Raw genomic sequence first — 26,336 nt, 5'->3', positions numbered from 1 at the left:
AAGATTTATCAATTGCCCTATTCTTCTACAGTAATGAATAATTCATCATACCATTTGTCTCCAAAGTAAACATCTAATTTCCATTGACCAGCAGAGGGGAATATCATACCAGTATGAAGCCTAATTTCATTTTCATTATTTTGGGAAACAGAATCAATCCCGTATCCAGTATCCCAGGAGGAGTAACCGTTCTTCATTAATACTGGATGTTTTTTGCCGTATTCATCAGTGGCAAACACTTTCAAATTTCCACTCATAGCTTCATCGACCTTCCAAAAGTACCACATATTTTTATTAGGTACGTTTGCGATAAAGTTGTAATATTCCAGTTCCCCCTTCTCCCCAGAACCAATTTGAATGCCAAACTTTCCTTCCTTACCGACCAAACCATATTCTCCCGGGGTTTTCTCCTCCCCGAACTCGACCGGAATAGAAAATTTAGGACTCTCCCTCCATGCTTCCTTCTCAGCAATAGTAGAATTAAGCGTAATATAATCACTTAAGTCAAAACGAGCAATACGATTTTCCCCAAGATAAACAATTACATCCGCATATAATGCGTTATTCTCAAGCTCATTAAGTTTTCCCTTTGGAGGTAGCTTAGGTAATCCTGAAATATCGTCCTCCGTACCTAGTAGATAATAACGTGTAAAGCTTCCTTTTTTATCTGCTTTCAATCTACTATCACCTGTTGCCCCATTACCAAGGTCATTTCCATTTATAATATCCTGTCCGAAAACATCTAGCATACTTTGTCTCAATGGTTCTTGGGGTTCTATTTCGATACGGAGACCTTGTTCCTGATTTTTTTCTTTATCAAAGCTTAGGCTGCCTATACTCTGATTACCTTCATTATGGAGTGTTAATTGGTACTCAATTACTGTGGGGATGTGCTTATCATTTCCAATATCTATGGAGCCAAATTTGGATTCATCAGAATATATTTCTACCTTTACATCAGACAAAGAAAGCACAAAATCCTCTTCTACCGTTCCTTGGTTCTTAATTTCTTGGTTAAAAAATGGAAGTGCTAGTAGGATAAACAGACAAAAGCTAATTGCTACACCAGCATATCGAAAAATTTGAAAAGGATATTTTGGTTTTTTATCATCCCTAATTTGTCTCATAATCCTTTCTTTATCTGTTTGCGTTGGGAGTTCATCATAAGTGGCTTTTAATTTCTTCATTTTTACGTCAAAATTTTTATGTTCCAAATGGAATCCCTCCATTATGATTCGTTTTTTTCCATTCCTCAACCAACATCTTTTTTCCACGGTGTATCCTTACTTTTACTGTAGAAAGCTTGGAACCGGTAACTTTTGCAATCTCCTCATACGTTAAATCATGAAAATAAAAAAGAATTATTGGGATTTTATTCCGATCTGGTAATCGTTGAATACTTTGATGTAATAAAATATCATCTTCTTGTTTTAAAATTTGCATTTCTACTTGCACATACTGTTCTTGTAGAATGTCATGATTATTCTTATATCTACTCTGAATAATCCCTAGACTCTTTTGCTTTCTTCCATAGTCCTTTACAATGTTCATCGTAACTTTATATAACCAAGAGGTAAATGATTGGCCATCAAACCGGTTGCTAAAACGAAATATACGGATAAAGACTTCTTGGGTAATATCAGGTATATCATGGAAAGGCACCCCTAGTTGAAATGCAAATCGTTCTATTAACGGACTATATTTATCAATAAGTTCTTCAAAGGCATGATTATTACCATTCTTAAACGCTATTATCAAACTTTCCACTAGCATCCCCCCTTCTTACTTGGAAAACGTAATGACACTTAAAAAAGTTACAACATTTGGATAATTTAATGTATATGTTCATCAAGAAGAAAATAAATAGAGGTGTAAAAGGAGTACAAAAGAGGCTCTAAACTAAAAGTGTTTTAAGTAACCATAAATTCAAATAGTTAGTTCGGTTAAAAACACTTCAGAAATGACCCACGCTTAAGCAGTGATCAATTTCTGAGTGGTTCATTGCCCTTTCTCTGTATTTCTAATTTTTTATTTTTATTGCTCGGTGCATTTAAAGCAGGTTAGCTTACCATTTTCATGAACGCCGTTTAGAAATCCATTTTCACAATATATCTCCTTATTACACTTAGCACACTTACCAACTAATTCCTTCATTTTCTTACACTCCTTTTTAACTATTATAAGTCAAAACGAATAAATAAGGCCTTTCTAATGCAGGATTAACTACCGGAAATAGATAAAAAGGATAGCCTAATTAGCTATCCTAGTTGGTGAGCGGAAATACTTTTCTATACGGCTGTACGCAATAAAGTTCTTGGCTGCTTACTAAATAAGAAGAATACTATTATCGTACATAATATAAATGATGGGAACATATAGGAAATATTGTAGACTAGTGAATATATCCATATATTACTCCAGCCTTCTGGCATCCATTGAGCGAAGAATACGATTCCTGCATAGAAGTGACAGAGAAAACGTAATGCTGATCCAATAAACACCCCGGCCATAATATAGACAAAACTCTTCTTTATATTTCCTGCTTTAATAGCTTGTTGTACAGGTTTAGAAACTGCACCTGCAAAACCTAATACAGTAAAGGCTAATCCATATTCAATAACAATCTGCCAGAAAAAGTACATATCTGCCACTCCGAGAGCTATTTGTAGTATCCCCCACAAAAAACCCGATAGGAGTCCTCCCTTCATCCCCCAGCGAAAGGCAACGATAAATACCGGAATCATTGCAAACGAAATGGAACCACCTTGACCCCATATTTTAAACGATAAAAATGGTATTATATCCAACAATAAAGCGAATGCAGTAAAAATTGCAACTTCAACTAAAAATAATGTGCGTTTTGAACTCACACCTATTTCCTCCCCTAATGTAATCTAAAAATCTAGTAAATAGATTTTTAAACACAAAAAAAGCAGATGCCAAGGGGAAGCTTCCTGATGGGGAATTCCGCTCACACTGCTTTACTATCCATCAAAAAAGCCACCATCCCTACGCTAGTACTAACTAACAGGTTCAAAGGGTCAGAACAAAATTGTTCACTCTCAGCCATAAGGCTCCCCCTGTGGACTTCATTTTCACTTTTTTTGCTACCGTTATTGTAGCTTAATTTTGTATATTTAGCAATTTTATCTCGTTATAATGAAATAAACTCCTCTACATCTTTAACACAAAGTTCCATTGCAGCTTCCCAGAAGTCAGATTTTGTTAAGTCTACCTTTAGGTGCTTCCATGCAAGATCTTCTACCTTCATCCGACCCGTGTCACGTAGTAATGCAATATAGTTGTCTTCAAAACTCTCATTACTTCTTTTCGCATGTGCATAGATACCTAGGCTAAATAAGTAACCAAAGGTATATGGGAAGTTGTAAAAAGGAGTTGACGTAATATGGAAATGTAATTTTGATGCCCAAAATGAAGGGTCATACTCCTCAAGCGCCTCACAGTAGGTCTCTTTCTGTGCATCTAGCATTAACTCATTAAGTCTTTTAACTGACACGATTCCTTTCTTACGCTCCTCATAAAAACGTGTCTCAAATACGAATCTAGCATGAATATTCATAAAGAAGGCAATACTACGCTGAATTTTATCTTCCAGTAATTCTAGCTTTTCTTGTTTATCTTTAGCATTTAAGACAGATGCATCTGCTACAATCATCTCTGCAAACGTGGAAGCTGTCTCCGCAACGTTCATCGCATACCCTTGATTTAAACCATGTACATCGTTCATGACATATTGATGATATGCATGTCCAAGCTCATGAGCGAGTGTGGAAATATTCGAGGAAGTTCCTGAGTATGTCATAAACACTCGTGTTTGTTCACTGTCTGGAAAGCTTGTACAAAATCCACCAGGTCGCTTTCCTGGACGGTCTTCTGCTTCAATCCATCTTTTTTCGAAGGCCATTTTTGCGAAGTTTGCCATCTTCGGACTAAACTCTCTAAAATGTTTCATTATAAAATTTGCACCTTCCGTGAATGAAACAGTTTTAACTGTTTTCGTTAAAGGGGCATTAATATCATAAATACTTGTTTGTCCTTCCCAAGTAGCTCTGCCTTTTTCGTTAAATACTTTACAAAATGGTGTTTATTTTTTGTTATCGCATTCCACATTGCATCTAAAGTTTCCTGATTCATTCGGTTCATAGAAAGAGGTTCTTTTAATACATTGTCCCATCCGCGATGTTTATACTTTTGTAAACGAAATCCAGCCAAATGATTTAATGTTTGCCCAAATAAATCAATATTTTTCTCCCAAGCCTTACTAATTTGGTCGAATACATATTTACGAAATTCCGGATCTGGACTACTTAATTTATTGGAGGCTTGTCCAATAGAATATAAATTTAGTTCTCCGTTCTCTTCCAATTCTACAGTCATATTCCCTGCGATCGTCTCATACATTTGTCCCCATGCATGGTATCCATCAACAGATAAATCATTCAATAATATTTCTTGTTCAGAGGACAGCAACTCTTGCGCAGCTTCTCGCCTTTCATTTAATACAAAGGAAATATCCTGCAAAGATTCATGGTTTACTATCTCTAACCATTTTTCCTCAGGGATAATTGCTAATTTTTGATTTAGAATGGTTTGTATACTTCCCATCTTGGCACCTAATGTGCTGCGTCTTCCTGTTAATAGATTTGCCCCAACATCCTTTACATTTTGAGCACTCAGACAACTAATGAATGCGAATGATTCTCGTAGTTTCTTCATCGTAGCCTCAAGAATAGTAACAATTTCCACTAATTCAAGTGCTGAATTTTGACCTTTTGGGTCATAATAATTAACCGAGTTTGATAGATCCTTCATTTTGCTTTCTAACTTTTGTAGATAGTCTTCAAATTCCTTTGACTCACTACCTCCAGGAAATATCACGTCTAAATCCCAAGTTTTCTCGTATCCCCTAGTTTCTTGCATCGAATCTCTCCCTAATTTAAAAAATTTAAACTAATTATTATATTAACAATAAATTATTCACTTTTCACTAAAAATACTTTGGAAATCGAAATATTTTTAAACCGAAATAAATCCCTCTTCTATATCCTTAGAAGAGGGCTGTCTTTATTCTTTAGTTTGATACTGTAGCACCAGTACTCGGTCCTGCATAAATTTGAACTCTACCATAATCCTTCGTTTGAATAATATATACATTTGCTTGCGTGCTTCCTAAAATCTGATAGGTTAGTCCACCAAATTTTGCTGGGTTTAAAAATCCTTTTTCATTTCCTTTTACTGGTGCTACACCTATTGGATATACTCTCCACGAGCTCTCAGAGGCAGGTAAGTGCAAATACCTAGTATCGGTAGAATTTTTATTAGCATTTTCACCAGTATGATTATCCTCACTAATTGTTGCACCAGTACTTGGAGCGGCATAAATTTGCACCCTTCCATAATCGCTTGTTTGGATAATATAAACGTTAGACTGGCTCCTCCCTAAAATTTCATATGTTAGACCTCCAAACTTTGCTGGATTTAGGAAGCCAATTTCATTCCCTTTTACTGGTGCTACACCTAACGGATATACTCTCCAAGAACTTTCTTTTTTCGGCAAATGCAAGTGTTTACCAGCATATTGATTAGATTCTGTGTTCGAATTCACAGTTTCTCCCTTACTCTGACTACTGCTCTTATTCACTACGGCTCCAGTACTTGGATGACCATAAATTTGTACCTTTCCAAAATCACTAGTATTGATAATAAATACATTAGGTGTGGTCTGACCTAGTATTTTGTAGGTTAATCCACCAAACTTTTTCGGATTTAAGAAGCCAGATTCATTTCCTTTTGTAGGAGAAACATCAAGTGGATATACTCTCCATGAGCTTGCTGATGCAGGTAAGTGAATATACTCACCTGTTCCTCCAGTATTCCCCCCAGAAATCGGAGGTGGTACCGGTCGAATTGGAATTTCAACCTGATCTATTTCTCCAGAAGGCCTTTTGTACTTGTATCCTGTATATTCGCAAAATGCTTTCACTACCGCCTCTGCAAAATCTAAATGATGATTTTGTAGTTGTTGTACATCATCATTACGAGAATCAGCAAATCCATATTCAATGATATTGGTTACAACAGAACCAGTCTCCCTTATCATAAAATAATAATCTTGGCTAGAATTACCCGGTAATGTTCTAGTAAAAATTCGTCTAATATTCTGTCCTGCTTTCCTTAATTCTTCTCCTATCTTCTCAGCCATGGCTTTTCCATCATAAATCGAATGAATAACCTCAGCACCATCACCGCCACCAGCATTAATATGATTGGAATGACAATATTTCGCCCCACTTTCTCGAACAATCCGAGTTCTCTCGTCAGGTGATAAGCTTTTGTCAGTCGTTCTTGTTATTGCTACTGGCACCCCTAGTTCTTTATAACGCTTATATTGATATAAAGAAATCTTTAATGTTAAATCCTTTTCTTTCCAATATTTATTAGTACCACCACCAGGATCATTACCGCCATGACCAGGATCAATGATTAAGATTGGTTTTATCATTTTTGTTTCCTCTCCTTTGTCTTAATTAATCCCTTTTCTCGTAATGCATCCCTCTGTTCTATACCTCTCTTCGTTATATAGTTATTTTTAAACCACGTAATTAGTGCAGTAATTATCGTAAAAAGTGAAGAAACAACTTGTTCTAATAACTCACTATCAATCGGCAGTGGTGATTTTCCAAAAATAACAAGTATTTGGTTTATAATTGCCACAAACAAAATAGACGTTCTAACCACAGTACCTTTGTCCATTATTCATTTCACCTCCTTTTTTCGTATATAATATTGTTTTCATTTCTCCCCTTAGATGTGTCGACTATTAACCAGAAATGACTTTCTATCAATAAAAATCGTTTTCAAGTCGTCAAAAGTGACAATCGAATCATTAAATCTAGGAATATTTACCCTTAATTAATAATAATTTAATTAAAGACACTTGACTAAATTCCATTATGGTAATATACTTAGTTACATAAAGTAAGTAAGAATTAAAACATAAGTTTAGGAGGAATTTAAAATGACAAAATCAGTATGGACAGTAGACAAAAGTCATAGTTCATTAGAGTTCACTGTAAAGCACATGATGATTTCAAAGGTAAGAGGGGTATTTAACGATTTTGAAGCGGTAGTAGAGGCAGACCCAAATGATTTAACAGATGCAAAGATTGAATTTAGTGTAAACATAAATAGTATAGATACACGAAATGAGGACCGCGACAATCATTTGCGCTCCAATGACTTTTTTGATATGGAGAATCATCCTAAAATGACTTTTGTTGCAACAGAAATAAAGAAAAAATCTGGCAATAATTATGATGTAACTGGTGACTTAACCCTTCGTGGCGTAACTAAGCCAGTTACCTTCGATGTCACTATGGAGGGTGTTAACAAAGACCCATGGGGAAATGAAGTTGCGGGATTTAGCGGGACGAGTAAGCTAAACCGTAAAGATTTTGGCCTTGTATGGAATGCCGCACTTGAAACAGGGGGTGTTCTTGTAGGGGAAGATGTAAAAATTAATATTGAGCTTGAAGCACATAAACAAGCATAATCAAAGGGACTACCCATCTAAATAGCAAAGATGGATAGTCCCTATTCATGTGTTCTTATATGCTCTGATGAAAAAATACGGACAATCATTTTTCCATCGATTGCTTTTGCCCTAATCAAGATAGGATGACTGTATTCATTCCTAAAGATGAAATCAGGTCCCCACCAGCTTACAGTTGCATCCTTGCCAGGAGGAACATATGGAACATTTCGACTGTGCGAATATCGCTCAACAATTTCTATTCCCTTTAAAGAGACAGCATTAAATAAAGTTGAAGAAACTTGACAGATTCCTCCACCAATATCCTCTGATAGCTCTCCTCTTACAATGACTGGTGCACGTAAATACCCTTTCTCCTTTGTACGTTTACCGACAACCTTATTAAAGGAAAAGTTCTCACCTGGAAACACGACTACATTGTTAATTGCTTCTGCTGCTAGCTTTATGTTATGTGAACGCTCTTTATTACTTGGTCGGTAATACGTCACATAACTTCCTATTTCATTTGATCGAATATCGGATAATAATTCGCTATCAACCTTTGGATAGACGTTTTTCTTCGGAATTTTCATCTCAAAGGAGACATCACTATAAAAAAACTCATAAAAAAACTTTTTAAAGTTTATTCGATCTAGTGTTTGGCCATTCTTTTCTGGAATAAGCTTCCAAGAGTCATCAAATTTTGCATTTGTAGGAGGTTGATAAACTTGTTCTTCTAATCGATTCAATAGAACATCCAATTTTTCACGATCAACAAAAATATCATCAAATAGACTTAATGAAAAATCATCTCGTCTAATTGTTTCATTCATGTTTTTATCCGTGATTATTAGTTCATTTGCATGAACCTTATTGGTAAAACATAATAGCAATATGATTAATAAAAGCGTCCTTTTCATCTATTATCCCTCCTACATGTAGTATTCAACTTTTTTTCTTTTTCATGTATAGGAAAAAACACCCTACAAGTTTATGTAAGGTGTCACAAAGCAATTATTATATTTTCATTTGCAATTAATGTATATACAACAATTAATTTCATATTAACGAAAATCCCTTTTATCCTCTAAGGTCTGGCAAGCCCAACGATATCCAATCAGCGCTGCAATAACGGCAGCTATCCAAACAAATACCCTTTTCAAAATTAGTACACCCCTTTTACATCGTTTAAAATGGTCGAATCTTTCCTTTTTTCAAGAGGAGATGTGGGCCGCCTAGTAAAAATAAATAACGATCATCCACAACCTTCTTCATTGCTGCAGCTGTCTTTCCATATAGTTTTTTCCCATTAAAAACTGTACCCATTCCATCTGTAACACCCAAACTAGCAACTGTACCTTTATCATGAAATGTAAATTCCTCTAGTGTACCATTATGAAGAAGTGCTCTGATGTTTTTCGCACATGTTATAGCATGTTGCATAGCAGCCTGTGCTGTAGGCGGGTATGGGCGATTATCCTCTTTGTTCATAACCCATGCACAATCACCAAGAATGAAGACATTCTCATAGCCAGGCGCACGCAAGTCTCCATTTACTGTCACTTTTCCTTTAGTTAGTTCAAAGCCAGACTTACCTAAAACTGAGTTCCCTGTCACACCACCAGTCCAAACAATTGTACCTGCCTTGATAAGCTCATTATTATCGCCAACAATAAATCCTTCTTCCGTACACTCTTGGATTCTAGTACCCTCCATGATTTCTGCTCCACGATCTTGTAATGATTTTTTCGCGTATTGGACCAAATCCGGATCAAAACTCGGTAAAATAGAAGGAGCGGCTTCCACATTAATTATTTTCGCTTTTTTACGTTCAATATCATATTTTCTGCATAAGTTCGGTATTCTTTCGACAAGCTCACCAATAAATTCAATCCCAGTAAAGCCACCCCCTCCAACTAGTATCGTTAAGCTAGATTCATCAGCCTCCGGATGGTTCTTATAGTTGGCGAATTGATATTCGATATGTTCTCGTATCAATTGGCATTGATCAAAACTCTCAATAAAAAAAGCGTGCTCATCCATTCCTTTTATTCCAAAGGTATTCGTTTCAAATCCTAAAGAAATCACCAAATAATCATAAGGTATTTCACTGTTTTCCAGCTTTACTATTTTTTCATCGGTAACGATTTCCTCTACGGTATCATAAATCAATCGAACCCGATTTGGACTTATAATATCGCGGATCATAATACGTACCTGGTTTTGATTAATAGTTCCTGCTGCTACTTCATGTAGCCAAGTCGTTTGATAGTGATAATTATGTTTATTGACTAGCACAATCTCAGCTTCTTCTGGTGAAAGATATTTCATTAGCTTTTTAGTTGTCATCATCCCTGCATAGCCTGCACCTAGTACGACAATACGAGGTGTTGTATTCATATTATCCACCCTTTATTTTATCTTTTCATTAATGAGTTACTATCTAGTAGTATGCTTAACCTACTCATTTTTATCCGATATCTAGTCAGGCATTTCATGAAAATACAGGCTTAATAACAGATGAACAAGCATAAACATGAATGAGGGAGGAATGTAAAATGCCACTAAGAGATATTAAAAATTTATCTTCTGAAACAGAAAACATCTTAAACGCTGTTATTAAGAGGAAAAATAAAAAGGATAAGTATGAGAGACTAAGAGACATGTATCTAATTGTGACATTATTACTTCTTTTAGGATTATTTGTATATCTTAATATGAACGATTTACATACGATGTTAGATCCATTTTCAACATTTGCTAGCATCTTACTAAATCCATTGTATCTTTTTATTTTTAGTATCATCGCATTAACCTTTTCCTATTTTCATTATTATCAAAAAAAGCTGAAGAAAGAAAAGGATAAATTAAATAAAGTCCGTGCTGAAGCAATCGATTATTTAAATGACTCAAAGGATATGAATCTGCAAGACAAGGTACCGATCATCAAGAAAATGATGAAAGGGGAATATAACATCAATTTATATGTTAAAAATAAATAATCATCATCTATCTTCATAAGGTACAGATAATGACTTTTGTTCAACAGCAAAATCTTCATTTACAGAGGAGCATTCTCCTCTGTTTATACTATTTTCATTGGAATTCCTTTATTGTTGTTCCAGGGTAGTAAAAATCGATGATTTCCCTGTAATTTTTACCGTTTTCCCCCATATAGTGTGCCCCCCACTGACTCATTCCAACTCCATGACCATAACCTCTCCCATTCATCGTATACCTTCCGTTCTTATCTTGTAGAGAATCGATTAAATAGCTCTTAAATAGCGTCCCACCTATCATTGGCCGAATACGATTTAAATTTACATCTTCCAATTGGACCTGTTCAAACAAAATAATTCCTGCAACTATTCGTCGCATAAATGTAATCGTTATCGAACCACTTATACTTCTACTAGATGCAAATTTATCACCTGTTAATTCAAATTGCGGAATTGAAAGGAGCTTAATATCACCTGGATATCCATTGCGGTTTAGCCAGTTTTTTATCGAATTAGCTATCTTTATATCCTTCTCTTCGAGCTCATCCCACCAATTCGGTTGATCAAAGTCAATAGTATTAACATCTATTTGTGTTTGATGAAGGGAATATTTCCAAGGATTAACTGGATCATAAGGATCCTCTTTAATAGGAAAATATTTCATCGCTTGGCCGCCCCATACGTTCGCATTATTTTCTGTTATACCACCATTACTGGCTGAGTAGAATGTTTCAATCAATTGGTCACAGTAGGTAATAACCTCCCCACTAGTTTCCTGGACAGCATTTGTTGTTTTTTCATCCCACTGGTAACCACCATATACTTGATAGCTAACCGTATCATCAATTACTTGACCCATTTTCGATACAGCATAGGTTCTAGCGGCTAATGTTTGTGCCTTTAACGTTTCTAATCCCCATGACGAATAAACCTCAAATGGAACAACCCCCTTTAAGTAGTCCTCTAAGGGCAATTGATTGATAGGACGAATAACGTCTTCACCTTCTAACACAAATTCCATTGCTCCTAAATATGGTCGATCATTGATATATATAATATGGTTTTGATTATAGGTTTCCGGGACTAAAATCAAACCACCATGTAGTTGTTGCTTTTTCTCTCCTTTCTGCATGATATACATGCTACCTTTTTCTAGCTGTAGCGTGTAGTTTACTCCCTCCTCTACCTTAAACGTCGGATCCAAACTAAAAAAATCCCCTTCGACTTTAACCGATAATTCATTCGTATTTCCCACATAATTGACAAGCTTTACCATTACCATATCTTCAGCACTTGTCACAGTTGGAATCAAAAAATACAGCATCACTATTAGAAAATATGTAGGGTATCTCATGGGTTTATTTTTTCTTTTGTCTAGTTAAATATACATAAGTAAAAAAATAGATTGACATGGTTGTACTTCATTGTGTATTATCTAGTTAAGTTCATACGGTTACCTTTAATTCAGTCCTGTGAGACTGGCAAGGTGTAATAGACAGCTCGGCTGTCTTATTAACAGAAATGGAATATCCATTTTTGTGTTTTTCATGCGAATGAGCACCTTGCCTATTGTAGGCAAGGTGCTTTTCTAATTATCTCTCACCTGGTAACTGGTGAACAATCTACAAAGGGAGAGAATTACATGGCAAAATATGATGAGATTCAAGTAGACCAACGTTTACCATTTTTTCAAAGTTTACCTTTAAGCTTTCAGCACTTATTCGCAATGTTTGGTTCAAACGTTTTAGTACCTATTATTTTCGGAATTAATCCTTCTACTATTCTACTAATGAATGGTGTTGGAACACTTCTTTACATTATGATTACGAAAGGACAAATTCCTGCATACTTAGGATCAAGTTTCGCTCTAATTGCACCAACAACAATTGTTATCTCTCAATATGGATATGGCTATGCTTTAGGTGGATTCTTAGCAGTAGGTATTATTCTTTCGCTCGTAGGATTAATTGTTAAATTTGCTGGCACTAGTTGGATTGATGTTTTGTTTCCACCAGCGGCGATGGGCGCAATTGTTGCGGTTATCGGTTTAGAGCTTGTTCCAGTAGCTGCAGGTCAAGCAGGCTTAATTGCTAGTACTGCAGGAGATCCAAATTGGACAATGGATCCTACTACTGTCACCGTATCTTTATTAACATTAGGTATTACAGTTATAGGATGGGTCACCTTCCGCGGATTCTTTAAAATTATTCCAATTCTAATTGGATTTATTGCCGGTTATATTATTGCTTATTTCTTTGGATTAGTGGATTTATCAGCTGTTAAGGATGCAGCGTGGATTAAGGTGCCAGAATTCCACCAAATGAAATTTAACTGGTCTGCAATCCTAATCATTATTCCTGCTGCACTAGTACTAATCCCAGAGCATATTGGACATCTATTTGTTACATCGAATATCGTTAAAAAAGACTTGGCAAAAAAACCTGGTCTACACCGTTCTTTTCTAGGTAATGGTATTTCTACTATCATTTCCAGCTTTATCGGTTCAACACCAAACACTACCTACGGTGAGAATATCGGTGTATTAGCAATAACAAGAGTTTATTCAACATGGGTTATCGGTGGAGCAGCTGTTTTCTCTATTTTACTATCGTTTATTGGAAAATTAGCTGCACTTATATCATCTATTCCCACAGCAGTACTTGGAGGGATATCCTTACTATTATTCGGAATAATTGCAGCAAGTGGTATTCGAATGCTAGTAGAAGCAAAGGTTGATTATAGTAAATCACAAAACCTAATACTAACCTGTGTAATCCTTGTTATTGGTATTAGTGGAGCAACCATTCATATTGGAAAAGTTGGGCTATCCGGAATGGGACTTGCAACTGTTGTAGGGATTTCACTAAGCTTACTGTTTAAGCTATTTGATATTGTAAAACTATCAAACGAAAAATAAGAAATGAGAGGGAGGAATCCCTCTCATTTCTTATTTTTCAAATTCCATCTTCCATGAATAATAGTCATTATTAACGTTTTTCTCGTAGCTTAGATAAGCATTAAACTTTTTACCTTGCTTACTAGTTAGCCCCTTTACCAATGCTTTTTTATTTTGCAGAAGGCTCTTCACCATTGTCTTCGTCGGCTTCTTTTTTAACGCTCCTAAGTATTTATCATTTTTCCATATTGCAAATTTACAGCCCTTTTTCCAATTGCTACAGCCAAACCCCTTAGGTCCTTCTACAATATTACCACCGCAATTCGGGCAAGTGCCAAGAACTTCATACCTAGCTTTAGCATGAGTTCCTGTTACTTCATGTATCGTAATTTCTTGGTCTTTTTTAATCGTTGCTACTGACTCCTTAGTAAAATCAAAAATAATGTTTAAAAATCGTTGCTTATTAACCGTTCCTTTTTGTATATCTGACAAAGTCTTTTCCAATCTACCAGTAAATTCTAAGTCAAATAGGGATTTTACCGGAAAAGTTTCAACGAGCTTCTTCCCTAAATCCGTACATGTCAAATTTTTACCTTGTGCGGCTATATAGCCTACATCCTTTAGTTTCTTGATGGTCTCTGCCCGTGTTGCTGGAGTACCAATACTAAAACCCGTTAATATACTGCCAACCATTTCTTCGTTATCTTCCTCTTTAAAACTCTTTCCACAAGTCTCCATGACACGAAGCAAGGTTTTCTCTGTATGTGCTTTTGGTGGCTTCGTTATATGTTTTGTCACCTCAGAATCGACCAGCTGAACAATTTCATTTTCTTCTATTCTTGGTAATAACTTGTCTTTTGAAGCAACACTTTCGACCTTTTTCCAGCCTTCAACTAGCTGCACTCTACCCTTTGATTCAAACACACCTAGTAAATCCACATCCAAGATTTTAGTAGTTAATCTAGTTTCCTCATATTCTGCAATCGGCATAAACTGCATAACGAACCGATTTTTAATGGCATTATAAACTATTTGTTCATCTGCTGTTAAACGCTTCGGCTTTACATAGGTAGGAATAATTGCACTATGGCTTTCTACCTTAGCATTATTAAAGACACGCTTAGTTTTCATAAACTTTACTTCATCTTGATATGGTAAATCCTCTTTTAATGTTGACAAAACCTTTGCTGTCTTCCCTACTAAACTTTCTTCAAGTGCTGTACTAGATGTACGTGGATAAGTAATATATTTTTTCTCATATAAAGACTGTGCAACCTTCAGAACCTTATCTGATGTCCATCCCTTATATTTACTAGTAATATGCCCTTGTAGATTAGATAAGTTAAATAAAAATGGAGGAAATTCTTTTTTAGTTTCAATTTTCTTTTCAATAATTTCCCCTTGCTTTTCTTGAATTGATTCTAGTACCTTTTCTAATACTTCTTTCTGTTTAAATTTTTCCTCTTTGTTCACAACATATGTACCTTCGTATTTACCATTCTTGGCCTGAAAAATTGCCGTCAGCTTAAAATAATCCTCTGGTACAAAATCCTCTATTTCTTTATCTCGATCATAGATAATTTTTAATGTAGGCAGTAACACACGGCCTATATTTAGTGCTTTTCCTTTTCCTTTTTGATACTTCAACGTTGCAACAGAGGTTAAATTGATACCTATTACCCAATCAGCCCATTGTCTACTAACACCAGCATCCTGAAGTGGTCGTAATTCTTCGTTAGGTCTAAGCATAGCTAAACCACGAAGCACCTCGTCCTTTGTCCATTCATTTAATAATAGCCTATAAATTGGTTTATTCGGTTTGGCCCGATAAATAATACTATCGCCAATTAACTGCCCTTCTCGATCGTAGTCACAAGCAGAAATGATACTTTCTACATCCACCCGCTTCATTAGTGAATGAATAATTTGTAATTGTTTCTTTGCTCCTTGATCTGCCCATTGTTTATTTCTCGGACTACTTTTCACTTTATACTCAAACTTCTCCGGTATAAAAGGAAAATTATCCATTTTCCAGCTAGCCATCTTACTATCATAGTCTTTTGCATCATATAGCTGTAATAAATGTCCGAAAGCCCAGGATATAAGGTAACCATTCCCTTCAAAATACCCGTCTTTCTTCGTTCTAATCCCAAGTGCATCCGCAATATTCTTCGCTACGGATGGTTTTTCCGCTAGTATTAACTTCAAGGGGGAACACCTACTTTCTTTGCGTTTGAAAATTGTAAGAGGTACATTAACACAGATTTTATAAGAGGTTCGTAAAACGTGGGTGCATCTATTATACTATAAATAGTTTATTCTTACAGACTAAATCAAGGATAAGAATTCCAGAAAAGGATGGTGGAAATGTGCTTGCAAAAATTGAAAAACAATCCAATCACCATATAGCTACCTTTCATAGACATATCAATTCCCCTTTAGAGGACGTATGGGCTATGCTTACAACAAATGAAAAATTAGCACTATGGTTTGATGAACTGCGAGTAGTAGATCTTGAAAAAGGCGGATACTTCAGCTTTAATTTGGGAAATGGCACTTTCGAAAAAATGACTATCACAGATTATATCGACCATACTGTATTAGAATTTACTTGGGGAGATGATCTTGTACGTTTCGAATTAAAGGAAGTGGATATGACATGTCAACTACTCTTAAAGGAGACCATAAATAAGCTCACTCCTCACACACCAAAGGATTTGGCAGGTTGGCATGTCTGTTTAGATGTCATTACTTCTATTCTCAATCATCAAGAGATTGAAGACCGAATGAAAATCTGGGAATTTTGGTTTGAGAAATATAGTGATGCCTTAAGTAAGCTTTCCTAAAGAAAAAAGCAAAACAATCAAGAAAGGATTGTTTTGCTTTTTTCTTCAACAATAATCTCAAGTAATCTATCAATAATGTCTGGACCATCTTCTTCATCTAATAGATTGTTTAGCATTATTGAAAAGATTAATGTTTCCTCTTCATCTATTATAAGATAGCCAGAAAGTGTACTAACGCCCATAATGGTACCTGTCTTTGCATATACTTGTAATCCTTCCATTCGCTCTCGTAAAGTACCACCGACCATTCTTTTCTTAGCACCAGCAACAGGAAGAGAACGATAAAAATGAGAAAACCATTTTTCATTTTGTATACGAAATAGGAACTTCGAAATCTCATTTGGAGGGATTAACGTCACATGAGAAATTCCTGATCCATCACGAATGACCATACTGGATGTATCAACACCATATTTTTGTAAATTAGTATTCAAGACCTCAAGACCACTGTCCCAACTTCCTTCTCCATTCACAACTCTTCCCAACTCTTTTACAATGATCTCTCCATGCCCATTATTACTAAGCTTCATAAAAGGAATAGACAATTCTTTTAGAGGTATGGATAACCGCGTGTGAAGAAGTGTTGCGGTTTCTTGTGTATTACCTACCATTAGCTCTCCTGACCAGCTAATATTAAGTCGCTTTAAGGCATTCCCAAATAACTCTAACACATAGTTAGTAGGTTCCCATACCGTTACCCATTCATCTATCGGTTCGGATTGAATTGGGATAGTACCACTGACTGTAACGATATTATTGCCATGCCCACGTATTACTGTTATTTCATGTTCTTCCATAGTTGATGCCGCTATCGTGACTGCACGATTAATTATTTTTATGTATTCAGTTTCTGGAGTTAAAGAGATACTAGGTTTTTCTCCAGCGGTTGTTTTTGGAGTTATTGTAAGCTTAACTGTGCCTGAATCATAATCTTCGTTTGGAGACACTGTTAGCGCTGAGACCTGTGATCCATAATAAAAATGTTCATCATTCCAATTTAAATCTTGTGATAGCCGTACATCATCATACCATGAATCATCCCCAATAATGTTGCCTTCAATGTGACATATCCCCTGCTCAGCGAGACATTCCCCAAAAAAATCGATATCACTCTGTAATAAGGTTGGGTCTCCCATTCCTCTTAAGTAAACATTACCAAAAAGTCTCCCATTGCTTACTTCACCATCCGTCCAAAGCTCTGTTTTAAACCTATAATCCTCTCCCAAGACAGCCAACCCAACCGCACAAGTAAATATTTTCATATTGGACGCAGGATGTAAACGAATATCTCCGAGGTGCTCATATAGTAATTCTCCTGTCTGACTACTGCGTATGCTTATTCCCGTTAATGCCCCTTTTAGCTTTGGCTCTGCTTGAAATGCCTCCTCTAATTTTCTCCAAACTTCTCTCATTTTTCACAGCTCCTTATTAAATTTTTTTCAAAAACTATAGTTTATTAAGAAATTTAGTGGACGTGAATTGAAATAAAAACACCATCTCGAGGAAACACCAGGAAATATTTCCTGTTTTTCACCAATTCCATTCGATATTTAGTTAATATTTCCATTTTGTTGAATATTCCCTTTATTATATAGTATTTTACCTTGCTTTTATTTATAATGAAACCCAGAGAGGTGAGAAAAGTGGGAATAGATTTAGGACAAGCTATTAAATTTAATCGATTAAGAGCCAATATGACCCAGGCAGAATTAGCAAATGGAATAATCTCTGTTTCTTATTTATCAAAAATAGAAAACGGAACAGCTGAACCTCCAGAGGAAATCATTGGTTTATTAGGTGAAAGGCTAAATATGAACGCACTAGATTCTACGAATGCTGTTACAGATCAATCGATAATTCGTTGGTTTCATCATCTATTACGAGTAAACATCGATGAATCCATACGGCTATACAATAAAATCAAAAACAATTTAATAAATGGCTATGATAAAAAGCTAACTACTTTAGTTGACATTCACAAGCTCTATTACTTCGTTCTGATTAAAGATTATAAAGAGGCAGAAAATGTTATTGTATCTTTACAAAAAAGCTCAAAAAAATTCTCTGAAAATGAAATGTACTATTATCTAAATTTTCTAGGATGCTATCACTACTCACAGATGGAATACAAAAAAGCATTAGATTTCTTTCAAAATGCTGAAAGATATATCCACTCCGATATTTTTCATAAGGCAGAGGATATTCATAATCTCTACTATTTAATTGGAAGCTCAGCTAGCAAAATAAGACAAACACATTTATGTCTGCTCTATACTTTACGTGCATTGGAGTATTATCAGGGGAAATATGAGTTAAGAAGATGTGCGAAATGTCAAATATTATTAGGGATTTCTTATAGGAGAATTAACAATATTGATAAAGCAAAAGAGAGTTACGGTTTTGCTATAAAGATTGCCCATAAGATTGATGACAATGGCATTTTAGTATTATGCTATCAAAATATGGGGAAGCTATTGTCTTCAATTGGGGAATCATTTGAATCGATCAACCACTATTTAAAAAGCTATGAATTAAGGAAAAATCAATCAATTGAAAAAAAGTTGATTCCTATTTCCAGTTTAATGAATGAATATTATAAGATTGGAGATTTAGAAAATGCTAAAACTTGGATGGAATTAGGATTAGAGTTGAGCAAATCAATAGATCCCTTACAATCTATCCATGTTTACGAATTTAAAGTCTATGAACACTTAATTAATGGAATAAATAATTCATTTGAATCATTAATTACAAAACACATTATACCGTTTTACCACGAAAAACAACTTGTATATGAGGAAGCAAATTATACTAAACTTCTTGCTAAATATTATTTTGACAACCGAAAATACAAACAAGCAGCAATATACTATAAAGCGCTTGATAATATAAACTCTTATTTTTGAAAGGGGGTGAAAACAATGAAACGCTATTGGATTTATGGCTTATTTTCTTTAGCTATAATGCTTTCAAGCATTTCTTTCAGTGGTTTTTTAGCATATCAAGAGTCTGATTTTGCTAATGTTGAAGAACCAGATCCTTTTATTAAAAAGTAATGAAGGCTCTCACCAAATTCATTCTCCAAGTATCTCCATTGCAAGCAGGTATTGGCTTATATAGAAAAATGGCCTTACTTATCCCCGCTTCACTATTCTTTATGAATAACTCAACTTTAAGATGTCGAGGAGAATAATACATCTAAACAGGTTCACGGGAACAAAACTGAACTAATCCAAATCAAATTTGGTTTTATACTTTCCCGTCCATCGCTTTACGTTCGATATAGTAATAGTGGTAAAAAGAGAAGAGTTGTAGACTTCTACAACTCTTCTTGTAATTTCCTCTTCTCCTTCAATAGCTTCTGAAACTCTTCCTCTAATTCTGGAGTGGGACTAATACTTAATCTGCTCAAGACATCGGAAAGCTTTGTCTCAATGATCATTAACTCTTGTTTTGACTCATCTATTTTTTTCGGTTCGTATTCTAGATACGATTTATAATCTCCATTAAATAGTTCCATTTTTTGCTTTTCAATACTTATTATTTTCCTAGCAACTTGATGGATAAACCTCCTATCATGCGATACAAATACTATAGTTCCCCTATATTCATTTAACAAGGTTTCCAGAGCCTCTACAGCAGCAATGTCTAAATAGTTGGTCGGTTCATCTAAAATGATTGTATTTATATCACTCAAAAATATTTTCGCAAATGCTACCTTTACTCGTTCACCACCGCTTAGAACCTCAATGGGTTTATAAACATCATCTCTAAAAAAATGTAATCGTGCTAAAACAGTCCTTACCAAAGACAACTCCTGAGAAGAAAACTTGGTTACATTTTCAAGGATACTTTCCTTTAGATTTAAAATATCAAGATTTTGACTAAAGTAACCCATCTTTACGGACGGTGATACCTCGATTCCTTTTTCACCAGACATTAACTTCTTGATAAATGTTGTCTTTCCTACTCCATTGTTTCCAATTATCGCTACTTTATCTCCAGCATGAATTTGAAAAGGTTTCGTTTTCCACAAAATCCTATTACCAACTCGCCCTTCTACTTCCTTTACACGAATAATCGGCTTATTCCCCAATATTTCTTCATTGATAACACTCATATTTAATGGTGGATCTGTTTTCACCTTTTCTACCTTTTCTAGCTTTTCTAATCGAGTTTTAATCGCATTCGCTGTAGTTTCTAACTTTTTCTGTTTTTTTGCGAAGTAGGGTTTAGCACCAGACAAATTAGCTTCAGAATCTCCTTTTCTTTTGGGAGATTTGATCGCTCTTGCTGCCTTTTTCTTTTTCAGTTCTAAAGCACGCTCTAGGTGCTGTTTCTTGGAAATATAATTCTTATAATCATCGTCCTGTTTCTTAATTTCCATCTCTTTTTGGTCTCGATAATCTGTATAATTACCTTTATATTCTGTGACCCTACTATCTTTCACCTCCCAAATTTTATTGCATAGACTATCTAAAAAAGCTCGGTCATGTGAAACTATCACTACTGAACCATTCCAGCGCTTTAATTGATTTTCTAATGTTTCAATATGTTCCCTATCTAAATTTGTGGTTGGCTCATCAGCAAATAAGATATCTGCCTTTGTTGCTAATGCATCATTAATATACTGTTGAGTAATCTCTCCGCCACTACGCACGCCAGCCATTGGTTTTAATTGTGGTAGAAGCTGAACTGCCACTTCCGTAAGTACAGTTCCTGAATAACTATCTATTTTTCCAGTCAAGATATGAACTAATGAGGTCTTTCCACTACCATTTTTACCAACCACTCCGATACAATCACCTTTTTGAATTTTTAAATTTTCGACATTTAATATTTCCTTGCCTTCTACTTCATATAAAATATGCTGGGCTTCCAATAAAAGCATGCAATCACCCCATTTTTCTCAAATAAAAAAAGCCCCTAATTCACGAAGAAATAGGAAGCAAATAAAAACAAATAAACATATAATACACCCGTATTTTAAAATGGGGAATATCTGTCCAGATGTTAATCCTATTCTTCGTGTCTCGAGAAATTGCAAATATAATTGGGTATTGTTTTTCAAAAAACATACCAAATAAAAGAGCACCTTGCTCTTCTTTTTATGCAATGATTCGATTTACGATTTGAAAATAGGATTAATTAATCATCTGCCCAAAAAACACCCTTTCCGTCTTTATTACGTTAACTATATGCTAATTTATTCTCTAAGTCAATAAGAAAAGGATAATACCTAATCGTACTATCCTATTCCGATTTATATCTTAAATTGCTGTACAAGTGCATTTAATTCTTCTGCTAGTTTAGCTAAATCTTCCGAGCTCCTTACCATTTCTTCCATAGAGCTACTTGTTTGTTGAGAGGAAGCTGACGTTTGCTCAATTCCTGCAGCAGATTCCTCTGAAATAGCTGCGATTTCTTCAATAGATAATCCCATTATCTGTGTCGTTCCAGAAATTTCCAGAAGGTTATCTTTTACGATTTGGATGTTGCCGGTCATTTCTGTAATAGCTTTTTTGATTTGATCAAATGTTTCATTCGTTGTATGAATCTGTTTTGTACCCTGCTGAACCTCTTGATAACCCATTTCTAAGGATTCCGTGACAGTATTTGTTTCAGTTTGAATGGTATGTACTATCGCAGAAATATCGGAAACCGATAATCCTACTTGCTCAGATAATTTTCTTACTTCATCTGCTACGACCGCAAATCCTTTTCCATGTTCACCGGCTCTTGCAGCTTCAATAGCAGCATTTAATGCCAAGAGATTTGTTTGATCAGCGATGTCTCGAATAACAGATACAAGCTTTGTAATTGCTCTAGAGTTTTCCGCCAGTCCTTGAACCTTGTTGACGGCATCCTGCATTATGCCATTAATCTGAGTCATTTGCTTTATCGATGCATGCATCAACTGACTGCCTTGTTTGGATAAATCCAATACAACTGTTGAAGCCTGATGAATCTGTTCTCCATTTTCATTTGCTTCTACTACTCGTTTTGAAAATCCTTGCATCGTATTGGATAAATTACTGGCATTATCAGCCTGTTTTTCAGATCCTGCAGCTAATTCCTGCATCGTTGAAGCAACCTGTTCAGCTCCCAAGCGCACCTCATTGGCTGCATGTGTTAATTCTTCACTTTGACTTGTAACAGTTCCCGAGACACTAGATACTTGTTGAATCATGTTTTTGAGTGAATCACTCATCTTACCAATCGCTAAGGAAAGTTCCCCGATTTCATCAGAACTCTTAACATTTAAATCAGAAACTGAAAGATTCCCCTCTGCAATTTGATTGCTTATGTGAACAACCTTTTTCAGATTTCTTGAGATTGGAATACTGATTAGTAAAAGTAAAGTAACACCAATAACAATGGATATTGAAATAAAGACAGTTTGAATCCTATATGTTTGCTTTTGATTTTCTCTTGCATGATTTATTGCATTTTCCTGGTCGATATTTACTTCATTTACTAATTGATTGAGTAGAGTTATCGTCTCTTCTCTTAGTTCATCGGACTCAGCAACATAGGATTCAGCTGTGCTTAAATTACCATTCTCTATTGCAGATACGATGTAATTTGTAAACTGTCGGTATACTTCTTGATTATTTGATGTAATCTGTTCAAAAATCCTTTTTTGTTCTTCGGAATGAAGATTAGTCCGAACTTTACTCGATAATTCATTATATTGCACCTGATTCTCTTTGAAAGCATCGACATATTTTGGATCCTGTTTTTGTAAATAAGACGTAATATAGATACTCATGTTACGTGTTAATGAACCCATCTCTGACATGCTCATTGCAATATCACTCTTCGTTTCTAAATCATCAATACCCCTACCAACTTTATTGATGGAGTTCGTCACGAGAAGTGATGAACCGATAAATAATACTATGATTACAGCTAGCACAACACCATACTTTATTCCGATTCTGAGGTTTCGGAAAGAAAACTTTTTCAATTTAATTTTTCTAAGCATATTAATCCCCCGAATATATATAGCTAAAAGTAATGTTTATTTCGTTTTTACAATTGCTTAATTTGTATGTATTGTCCACATCATCAATCATAATTGATGATTCGTCAAAATACAACAAATCTCACAAGTATTGTCAATTGTATTATAATTTAACGGAAAGAAATGTACATTTGCTTTCCTAAGATGAAATCGGCGGTGCACCTATACTATTTCCGAATAAAAAAATGATGATACGGACTCCTCTCTCTAAGGAGACGATATCATCATTTTCTCTATCGCCATCTTAGTGCTACAGTTAACTTACAGCATTCTGTATTGGCGACCTTTGATGTAAATACCATTCGTAATCCATCTGGGTTAAACTCCACATCGACATCCGATGTTATTCCAATTGATTTAATTAACCTTTTTACTTCAGCCATATTAGACGCCTGTGCTGCAGCCATGACCTGATTATCAAATTCCTTTGAAGTTGCAAACCGGTCTAACACAATACTTACTTCCTTCATTAACTTTCTGGTTTCATTTGCAGATGCATGAAGTAGTCCTGCATCCACTTTAGGAAATTGGCGATTCATATTATGTTGATGCAGATATGCTGGATATACATATACTGGATAATAATACAATGGCCTTCCCTCCTCCATTCTTCTCTTTTACAACACTATATGCGGAACTAATTAGTCAGGGAATCGTGAGCCCTTTTAATTAGCATAAATTCCCATTGATAATCTTCCTACAAAAGACATACAATAAGAACAAATGTTCTCTAGGTGGTGAATATCATGGACTATTCTTCATTTCCACGTCACGATGTACTTTGTATCGATATGCGTTCCTTTTATGCCAGTGTAGAAGCCGTTAAGTTAGAGCTTGATCCAATGAAAGATCTACTTGCAGTTGTGGGAGATCCAAGCCGTTCGGGAAGTATCGTGCTTGCCGCATCGCCCGCTCTGAAAGAAAAATACGGCATCAGCAATGTCAGTCGTTTTTTTGAATTACCGAAAGACCCAAATATTCATATCGTTCCTGCCCATATGGCAGATTATTTAGAGGTTTCCGTAGAAATTACCAGATTAATTAATCAATATGCCCCAAAGGAGGCCATTCACCAATATTCTGTTGATGAAGTTTGGGTTACACTAAATGGACTTGGTAGGTTATTCGGAGATGCTAGAGAAATTGCCAGACAAATTAAGCAGGACATTCTCGAAAGCTTCGGTATCACTTGCTCAATCGGAATTGGTGATAACAAATTTTTAGCGAAAGTTGTCATGGACTTACATGCCAAAAAGGTTGGTATTGCGGAATGTCGTTATGAGGATGTGGAGGAAAAGCTTTGGCCGTTTCCAGTAGAAAAAATATGGGGAATCGGAAATAGAATGAAAAAAAACCTGAATCGTATGGGAATTATTACTCTTGGTCAGCTCGCAAGGTTTGATTTAAATCATCTGAAGAAACGGTTCGGCATTATGGGTGAACAGCTTTACTGGCATGCGTGGGGAGTTGACTTAAGTCCGGTATATGGAGACTTTGTTAAACATGAACAAAAGGGCTTTCGGCATGGTATTGCTCTTTTACGTGACTATACCAAAGATGACGTTGCTGTTTGTATTTTAGATCTTTGTGAAGAGGTGTGTCGGCGTGCTCGTACAGCGGGAAAAACAGGAAAAACGATTCACCTCGGAATTGCTTATTCTAAAGAAACTGGGGGCGGATTTTCTCGTTCTCGTTCTATTTCCATACCAACTAATGTGACGATGGATGTGTACCATGTTTGTATGCAGCTTTTCCATGAATTCTATGATGGACATAGTAATATTCGCCATGTTTATGTAACACTCGATAATTTATATGAAAAAGCCGAGACCCAATTAAATTTATTTGAAAATCGCTCCAAAAAAACCGACATTGGCTATGTTATGGATGCTATTCGTGATAAATATGGGGCTACTGCCATTCTTCGTGCAAGTAGTTATACCGATGCTGGCGTAACTATTGATCGCAGTAAAAAAATTGGTGGACATCATGCATAATAAAAATGTCTTGAGGAACTTCCTAATGGGGCGAGAAAGATTTTTCTTAGCTACCAAAAAAGGATGGAGAATACTACCATTGAGGAAAGTATTCTCCATCAACTTTGTACATAGACACTAACTAAGTAAGGCTCCAATTGCCCCAGCATGTGACCCTTTTTCTAAAAAGATTGGATCATATGCCAATGCCTTATGAAAACTAGTTAACACTGTTTGTAATGGTTTATTATTTATTAATGTACTGCCAACAAATACTATTCGCTTAACCTGCTTCCTAGTCGCTGCTTGACCAGCAAGTAATACAATTGTCTCTCCAATTAAATGGATAACACTAGCCAAATAATCCTGCTCTGTAGCAGCTTTGTTCAAATGGGCTTTTCCGAAATTAGCTGCAGTCAAATCTCCAAAAATAGGAGGCTCATCAGGGGCATAAATATCTCGGACAAGTAAATCACTATTACGATTATCACCCTTTAAAGCTAGGGAAGTAAATAAATGAAAATCCGTCTCCCCTGTTATTAAGTGGCCAAGCCCCATTAAGGTTCCACCACCAATGCCACTGCCCATTACTCGTTCATAGGAATCCTCTGTCACATGAAAAATAGAGGTACCTGTACCAATATTTACTAAAATGAATTCCTCACCCTGAATACCTTTTTCCTCTTGCAGCAAGTAGCGACTTCCTTTTGTGACTGCACGAAATTCCTCAACGATATGGCAAGTATTCGAGTTAATATTCTTAAAATGTCCCGCTTTTCCTCCCGTTGCGTAGACAATAGCATCAGACAAAAACGGCGATAACCAGGAGATAGCCTGATCCAATTCATGATTTGAAAATGTTTTAATATGTATTTTTTCTTGCTCATGATAAGCGATTTTCACAAGTGATCCGCCAGCATCAATTCCAATCTTTCTAACCAAAACTGGATTCCCCCTCATTTCTATGGGCTTTAGTAATATCAATTAAGGATATGGCCTATTTTACTATAACCACGAATTTTCTACAGCACAGAAGAACT

At 35.6% G+C, this 26,336-nt stretch carries 21 protein-coding genes, 1 pseudogene and 1 riboswitch; of the genes and pseudogenes, 7 read left to right on the top strand and 15 right to left on the bottom strand.

From position 1 onward, the window contains the following. Positions 1 to 17 precede the first annotated feature (17 nt). From KI338_RS02945 to KI338_RS02920, 6 genes and pseudogenes are all read right to left on the bottom strand, one after another. Positions 18 to 1,214: a DUF4871 domain-containing protein gene (locus KI338_RS02945; RefSeq protein WP_212919464.1), complete on the bottom strand. Its 1,197-nt coding sequence runs from the start codon at positions 1,212 to 1,214 to the stop codon at positions 18 to 20. After that, positions 1,204 to 1,767 (bottom strand): RNA polymerase sigma factor, encoded by a 564-nt coding sequence (locus KI338_RS02940; RefSeq protein WP_212919463.1) that lies wholly within the window; start codon positions 1,765 to 1,767, stop codon positions 1,204 to 1,206. Before KI338_RS02940 ends, KI338_RS02945 begins: the two co-directional genes overlap by 11 nt. A 521-nt stretch (positions 1,768 to 2,288) precedes the next feature. Continuing rightward, positions 2,289 to 2,870 (bottom strand): energy-coupled thiamine transporter ThiT, encoded by a 582-nt coding sequence (gene thiT, locus KI338_RS02935; protein WP_212919462.1) that lies wholly within the window; start codon positions 2,868 to 2,870, stop codon positions 2,289 to 2,291. Between the two features lie 118 nt (positions 2,871 to 2,988). Continuing rightward, a riboswitch (TPP riboswitch) is annotated at positions 2,989 to 3,091 on the bottom strand. Positions 3,092 to 3,154: 63 nt separating this feature from the next. Beyond that, a pseudogene (locus KI338_RS02930) lies at positions 3,155 to 4,941 on the bottom strand (M3 family oligoendopeptidase). 151 nt (positions 4,942 to 5,092) lie between these two features. After that, a complete protein-coding gene (locus KI338_RS17670) occupies positions 5,093 to 6,523 on the bottom strand; it encodes an N-acetylmuramoyl-L-alanine amidase family protein (protein ID WP_244853315.1) in 1,431 nt (476 codons plus the stop codon). Then, a complete protein-coding gene (locus KI338_RS02920; RefSeq protein ID WP_212919461.1) occupies positions 6,520 to 6,774 on the bottom strand; it encodes a phage holin in 255 nt (84 codons plus the stop codon). The genes KI338_RS17670 and KI338_RS02920 overlap by 4 nt, the downstream gene beginning before the upstream one ends. Before the next feature lie 265 nt (positions 6,775 to 7,039). Between KI338_RS02920 and KI338_RS02915 the strand changes: the two genes are divergently transcribed. After that, positions 7,040 to 7,573, top strand: a complete 534-nt coding sequence (locus KI338_RS02915; protein WP_212919460.1) for a YceI family protein — start codon at positions 7,040 to 7,042, stop codon at positions 7,571 to 7,573. Between the two features lie 41 nt (positions 7,574 to 7,614). Here KI338_RS02915 and KI338_RS02910 read toward each other — a convergent pair whose 3' ends face one another. Both KI338_RS02910 and KI338_RS02905 read right to left on the bottom strand, forming a co-directional pair. Continuing rightward, entirely contained in the window at positions 7,615 to 8,472 is an 858-nt protein-coding gene (locus KI338_RS02910; protein WP_212919459.1) for a VanW family protein, read from the bottom strand. 268 nt (positions 8,473 to 8,740) lie between these two features. Further along, positions 8,741 to 9,952, bottom strand: a complete 1,212-nt coding sequence (locus tag KI338_RS02905; protein WP_212919458.1) for an NAD(P)/FAD-dependent oxidoreductase — start codon at positions 9,950 to 9,952, stop codon at positions 8,741 to 8,743. Between the two features lie 158 nt (positions 9,953 to 10,110). Here KI338_RS02905 and KI338_RS02900 point away from each other — a divergent pair, with 158 nt between their 5' ends. After that, a complete protein-coding gene (locus tag KI338_RS02900) occupies positions 10,111 to 10,554 on the top strand; it encodes a DUF2663 family protein (RefSeq protein WP_212919457.1) in 444 nt (147 codons plus the stop codon). Positions 10,555 to 10,648: 94 nt separating this feature from the next. Here KI338_RS02900 and KI338_RS02895 read toward each other — a convergent pair whose 3' ends face one another. Further along, complete coding sequence (locus KI338_RS02895) at positions 10,649 to 11,863, bottom strand: SpoIID/LytB domain-containing protein (RefSeq protein ID WP_244853312.1); 1,215 nt, start codon at positions 11,861 to 11,863, stop codon at positions 10,649 to 10,651. Positions 11,864 to 12,193: 330 nt separating this feature from the next. On the opposite strand from KI338_RS02895, the gene uraA reads away from it, so the two are divergent. Continuing rightward, entirely contained in the window at positions 12,194 to 13,468 is a 1,275-nt protein-coding gene (uraA, locus tag KI338_RS02890) for a uracil permease (RefSeq protein ID WP_212919455.1), read from the top strand. Between the two features lie 30 nt (positions 13,469 to 13,498). Here the strand turns inward: uraA and KI338_RS02885 are convergent, their stop codons facing one another. Continuing rightward, positions 13,499 to 15,655 carry a type IA DNA topoisomerase gene (locus KI338_RS02885; protein WP_212919454.1) on the bottom strand — a complete coding sequence of 719 codons (2,157 nt, stop codon included), beginning with the start codon at positions 15,653 to 15,655 and terminating at the stop codon, positions 13,499 to 13,501. 161 nt (positions 15,656 to 15,816) lie between these two features. Here KI338_RS02885 and KI338_RS02880 point away from each other — a divergent pair, with 161 nt between their 5' ends. Further along, positions 15,817 to 16,293, top strand: coding sequence for an SRPBCC family protein (locus KI338_RS02880; protein ID WP_212919453.1), 477 nt, complete (start codon positions 15,817 to 15,819; stop codon positions 16,291 to 16,293). A gap of 17 nt (positions 16,294 to 16,310) precedes the next feature. Here KI338_RS02880 and dacB read toward each other — a convergent pair whose 3' ends face one another. Beyond that, positions 16,311 to 17,705, bottom strand: coding sequence for a D-alanyl-D-alanine carboxypeptidase/D-alanyl-D-alanine endopeptidase (gene dacB, locus KI338_RS02875; protein WP_212919452.1), 1,395 nt, complete (start codon positions 17,703 to 17,705; stop codon positions 16,311 to 16,313). A 231-nt stretch (positions 17,706 to 17,936) separates the two neighbouring features. Between dacB and KI338_RS02870 the strand changes: the two genes are divergently transcribed. Beyond that, positions 17,937 to 19,199 (top strand): helix-turn-helix domain-containing protein, encoded by a 1,263-nt coding sequence (locus tag KI338_RS02870; RefSeq protein ID WP_212919451.1) that lies wholly within the window; start codon positions 17,937 to 17,939, stop codon positions 19,197 to 19,199. Positions 19,200 to 19,214: 15 nt separating this feature from the next. Further along, complete coding sequence (locus tag KI338_RS17815) at positions 19,215 to 19,349, top strand: hypothetical protein (protein ID WP_280530717.1); 135 nt, start codon at positions 19,215 to 19,217, stop codon at positions 19,347 to 19,349. A gap of 263 nt (positions 19,350 to 19,612) precedes the next feature. Here the strand turns inward: KI338_RS17815 and abc-f are convergent, their stop codons facing one another. The 3 genes from abc-f to KI338_RS02855 all read right to left on the bottom strand — a co-directional run bounded on the left by abc-f (position 19,613) and on the right by KI338_RS02855 (position 23,910). Beyond that, positions 19,613 to 21,184 carry a ribosomal protection-like ABC-F family protein gene (gene abc-f, locus KI338_RS02865; RefSeq protein WP_212919450.1) on the bottom strand — a complete coding sequence of 524 codons (1,572 nt, stop codon included), beginning with the start codon at positions 21,182 to 21,184 and terminating at the stop codon, positions 19,613 to 19,615. A gap of 372 nt (positions 21,185 to 21,556) precedes the next feature. Beyond that, on the bottom strand, positions 21,557 to 23,281 hold the full coding sequence (locus KI338_RS02860) for a methyl-accepting chemotaxis protein (RefSeq protein ID WP_212919449.1): 1,725 nt from the start codon (positions 23,279 to 23,281) through the stop codon (positions 21,557 to 21,559). A gap of 272 nt (positions 23,282 to 23,553) precedes the next feature. Continuing rightward, complete coding sequence (locus KI338_RS02855; protein ID WP_212919448.1) at positions 23,554 to 23,910, bottom strand: YuzC family spore coat inner layer protein; 357 nt, start codon at positions 23,908 to 23,910, stop codon at positions 23,554 to 23,556. A gap of 156 nt (positions 23,911 to 24,066) precedes the next feature. Between KI338_RS02855 and KI338_RS02850 the strand changes: the two genes are divergently transcribed. Continuing rightward, positions 24,067 to 25,317, top strand: a complete 1,251-nt coding sequence (locus KI338_RS02850; RefSeq protein ID WP_212919447.1) for a DNA polymerase IV — start codon at positions 24,067 to 24,069, stop codon at positions 25,315 to 25,317. A 117-nt stretch (positions 25,318 to 25,434) separates the two neighbouring features. On the opposite strand, the gene coaW is transcribed toward KI338_RS02850, so the two are convergent. Continuing rightward, positions 25,435 to 26,238: a type II pantothenate kinase gene (gene coaW, locus KI338_RS02845; RefSeq protein ID WP_212919446.1), complete on the bottom strand. Its 804-nt coding sequence runs from the start codon at positions 26,236 to 26,238 to the stop codon at positions 25,435 to 25,437. Between the last annotated feature and the right edge of the window lie 98 nt (positions 26,239 to 26,336).

This window comes from Ornithinibacillus bavariensis (genome assembly GCF_018333235.1).
Taxonomy (GTDB): domain Bacteria; phylum Bacillota; class Bacilli; order Bacillales; family Amphibacillaceae; genus Ornithinibacillus; species Ornithinibacillus bavariensis.
Note: the sequence above shows the minus strand (reverse complement) of the source record. Positions and strands in the feature narration are given on the sequence as shown.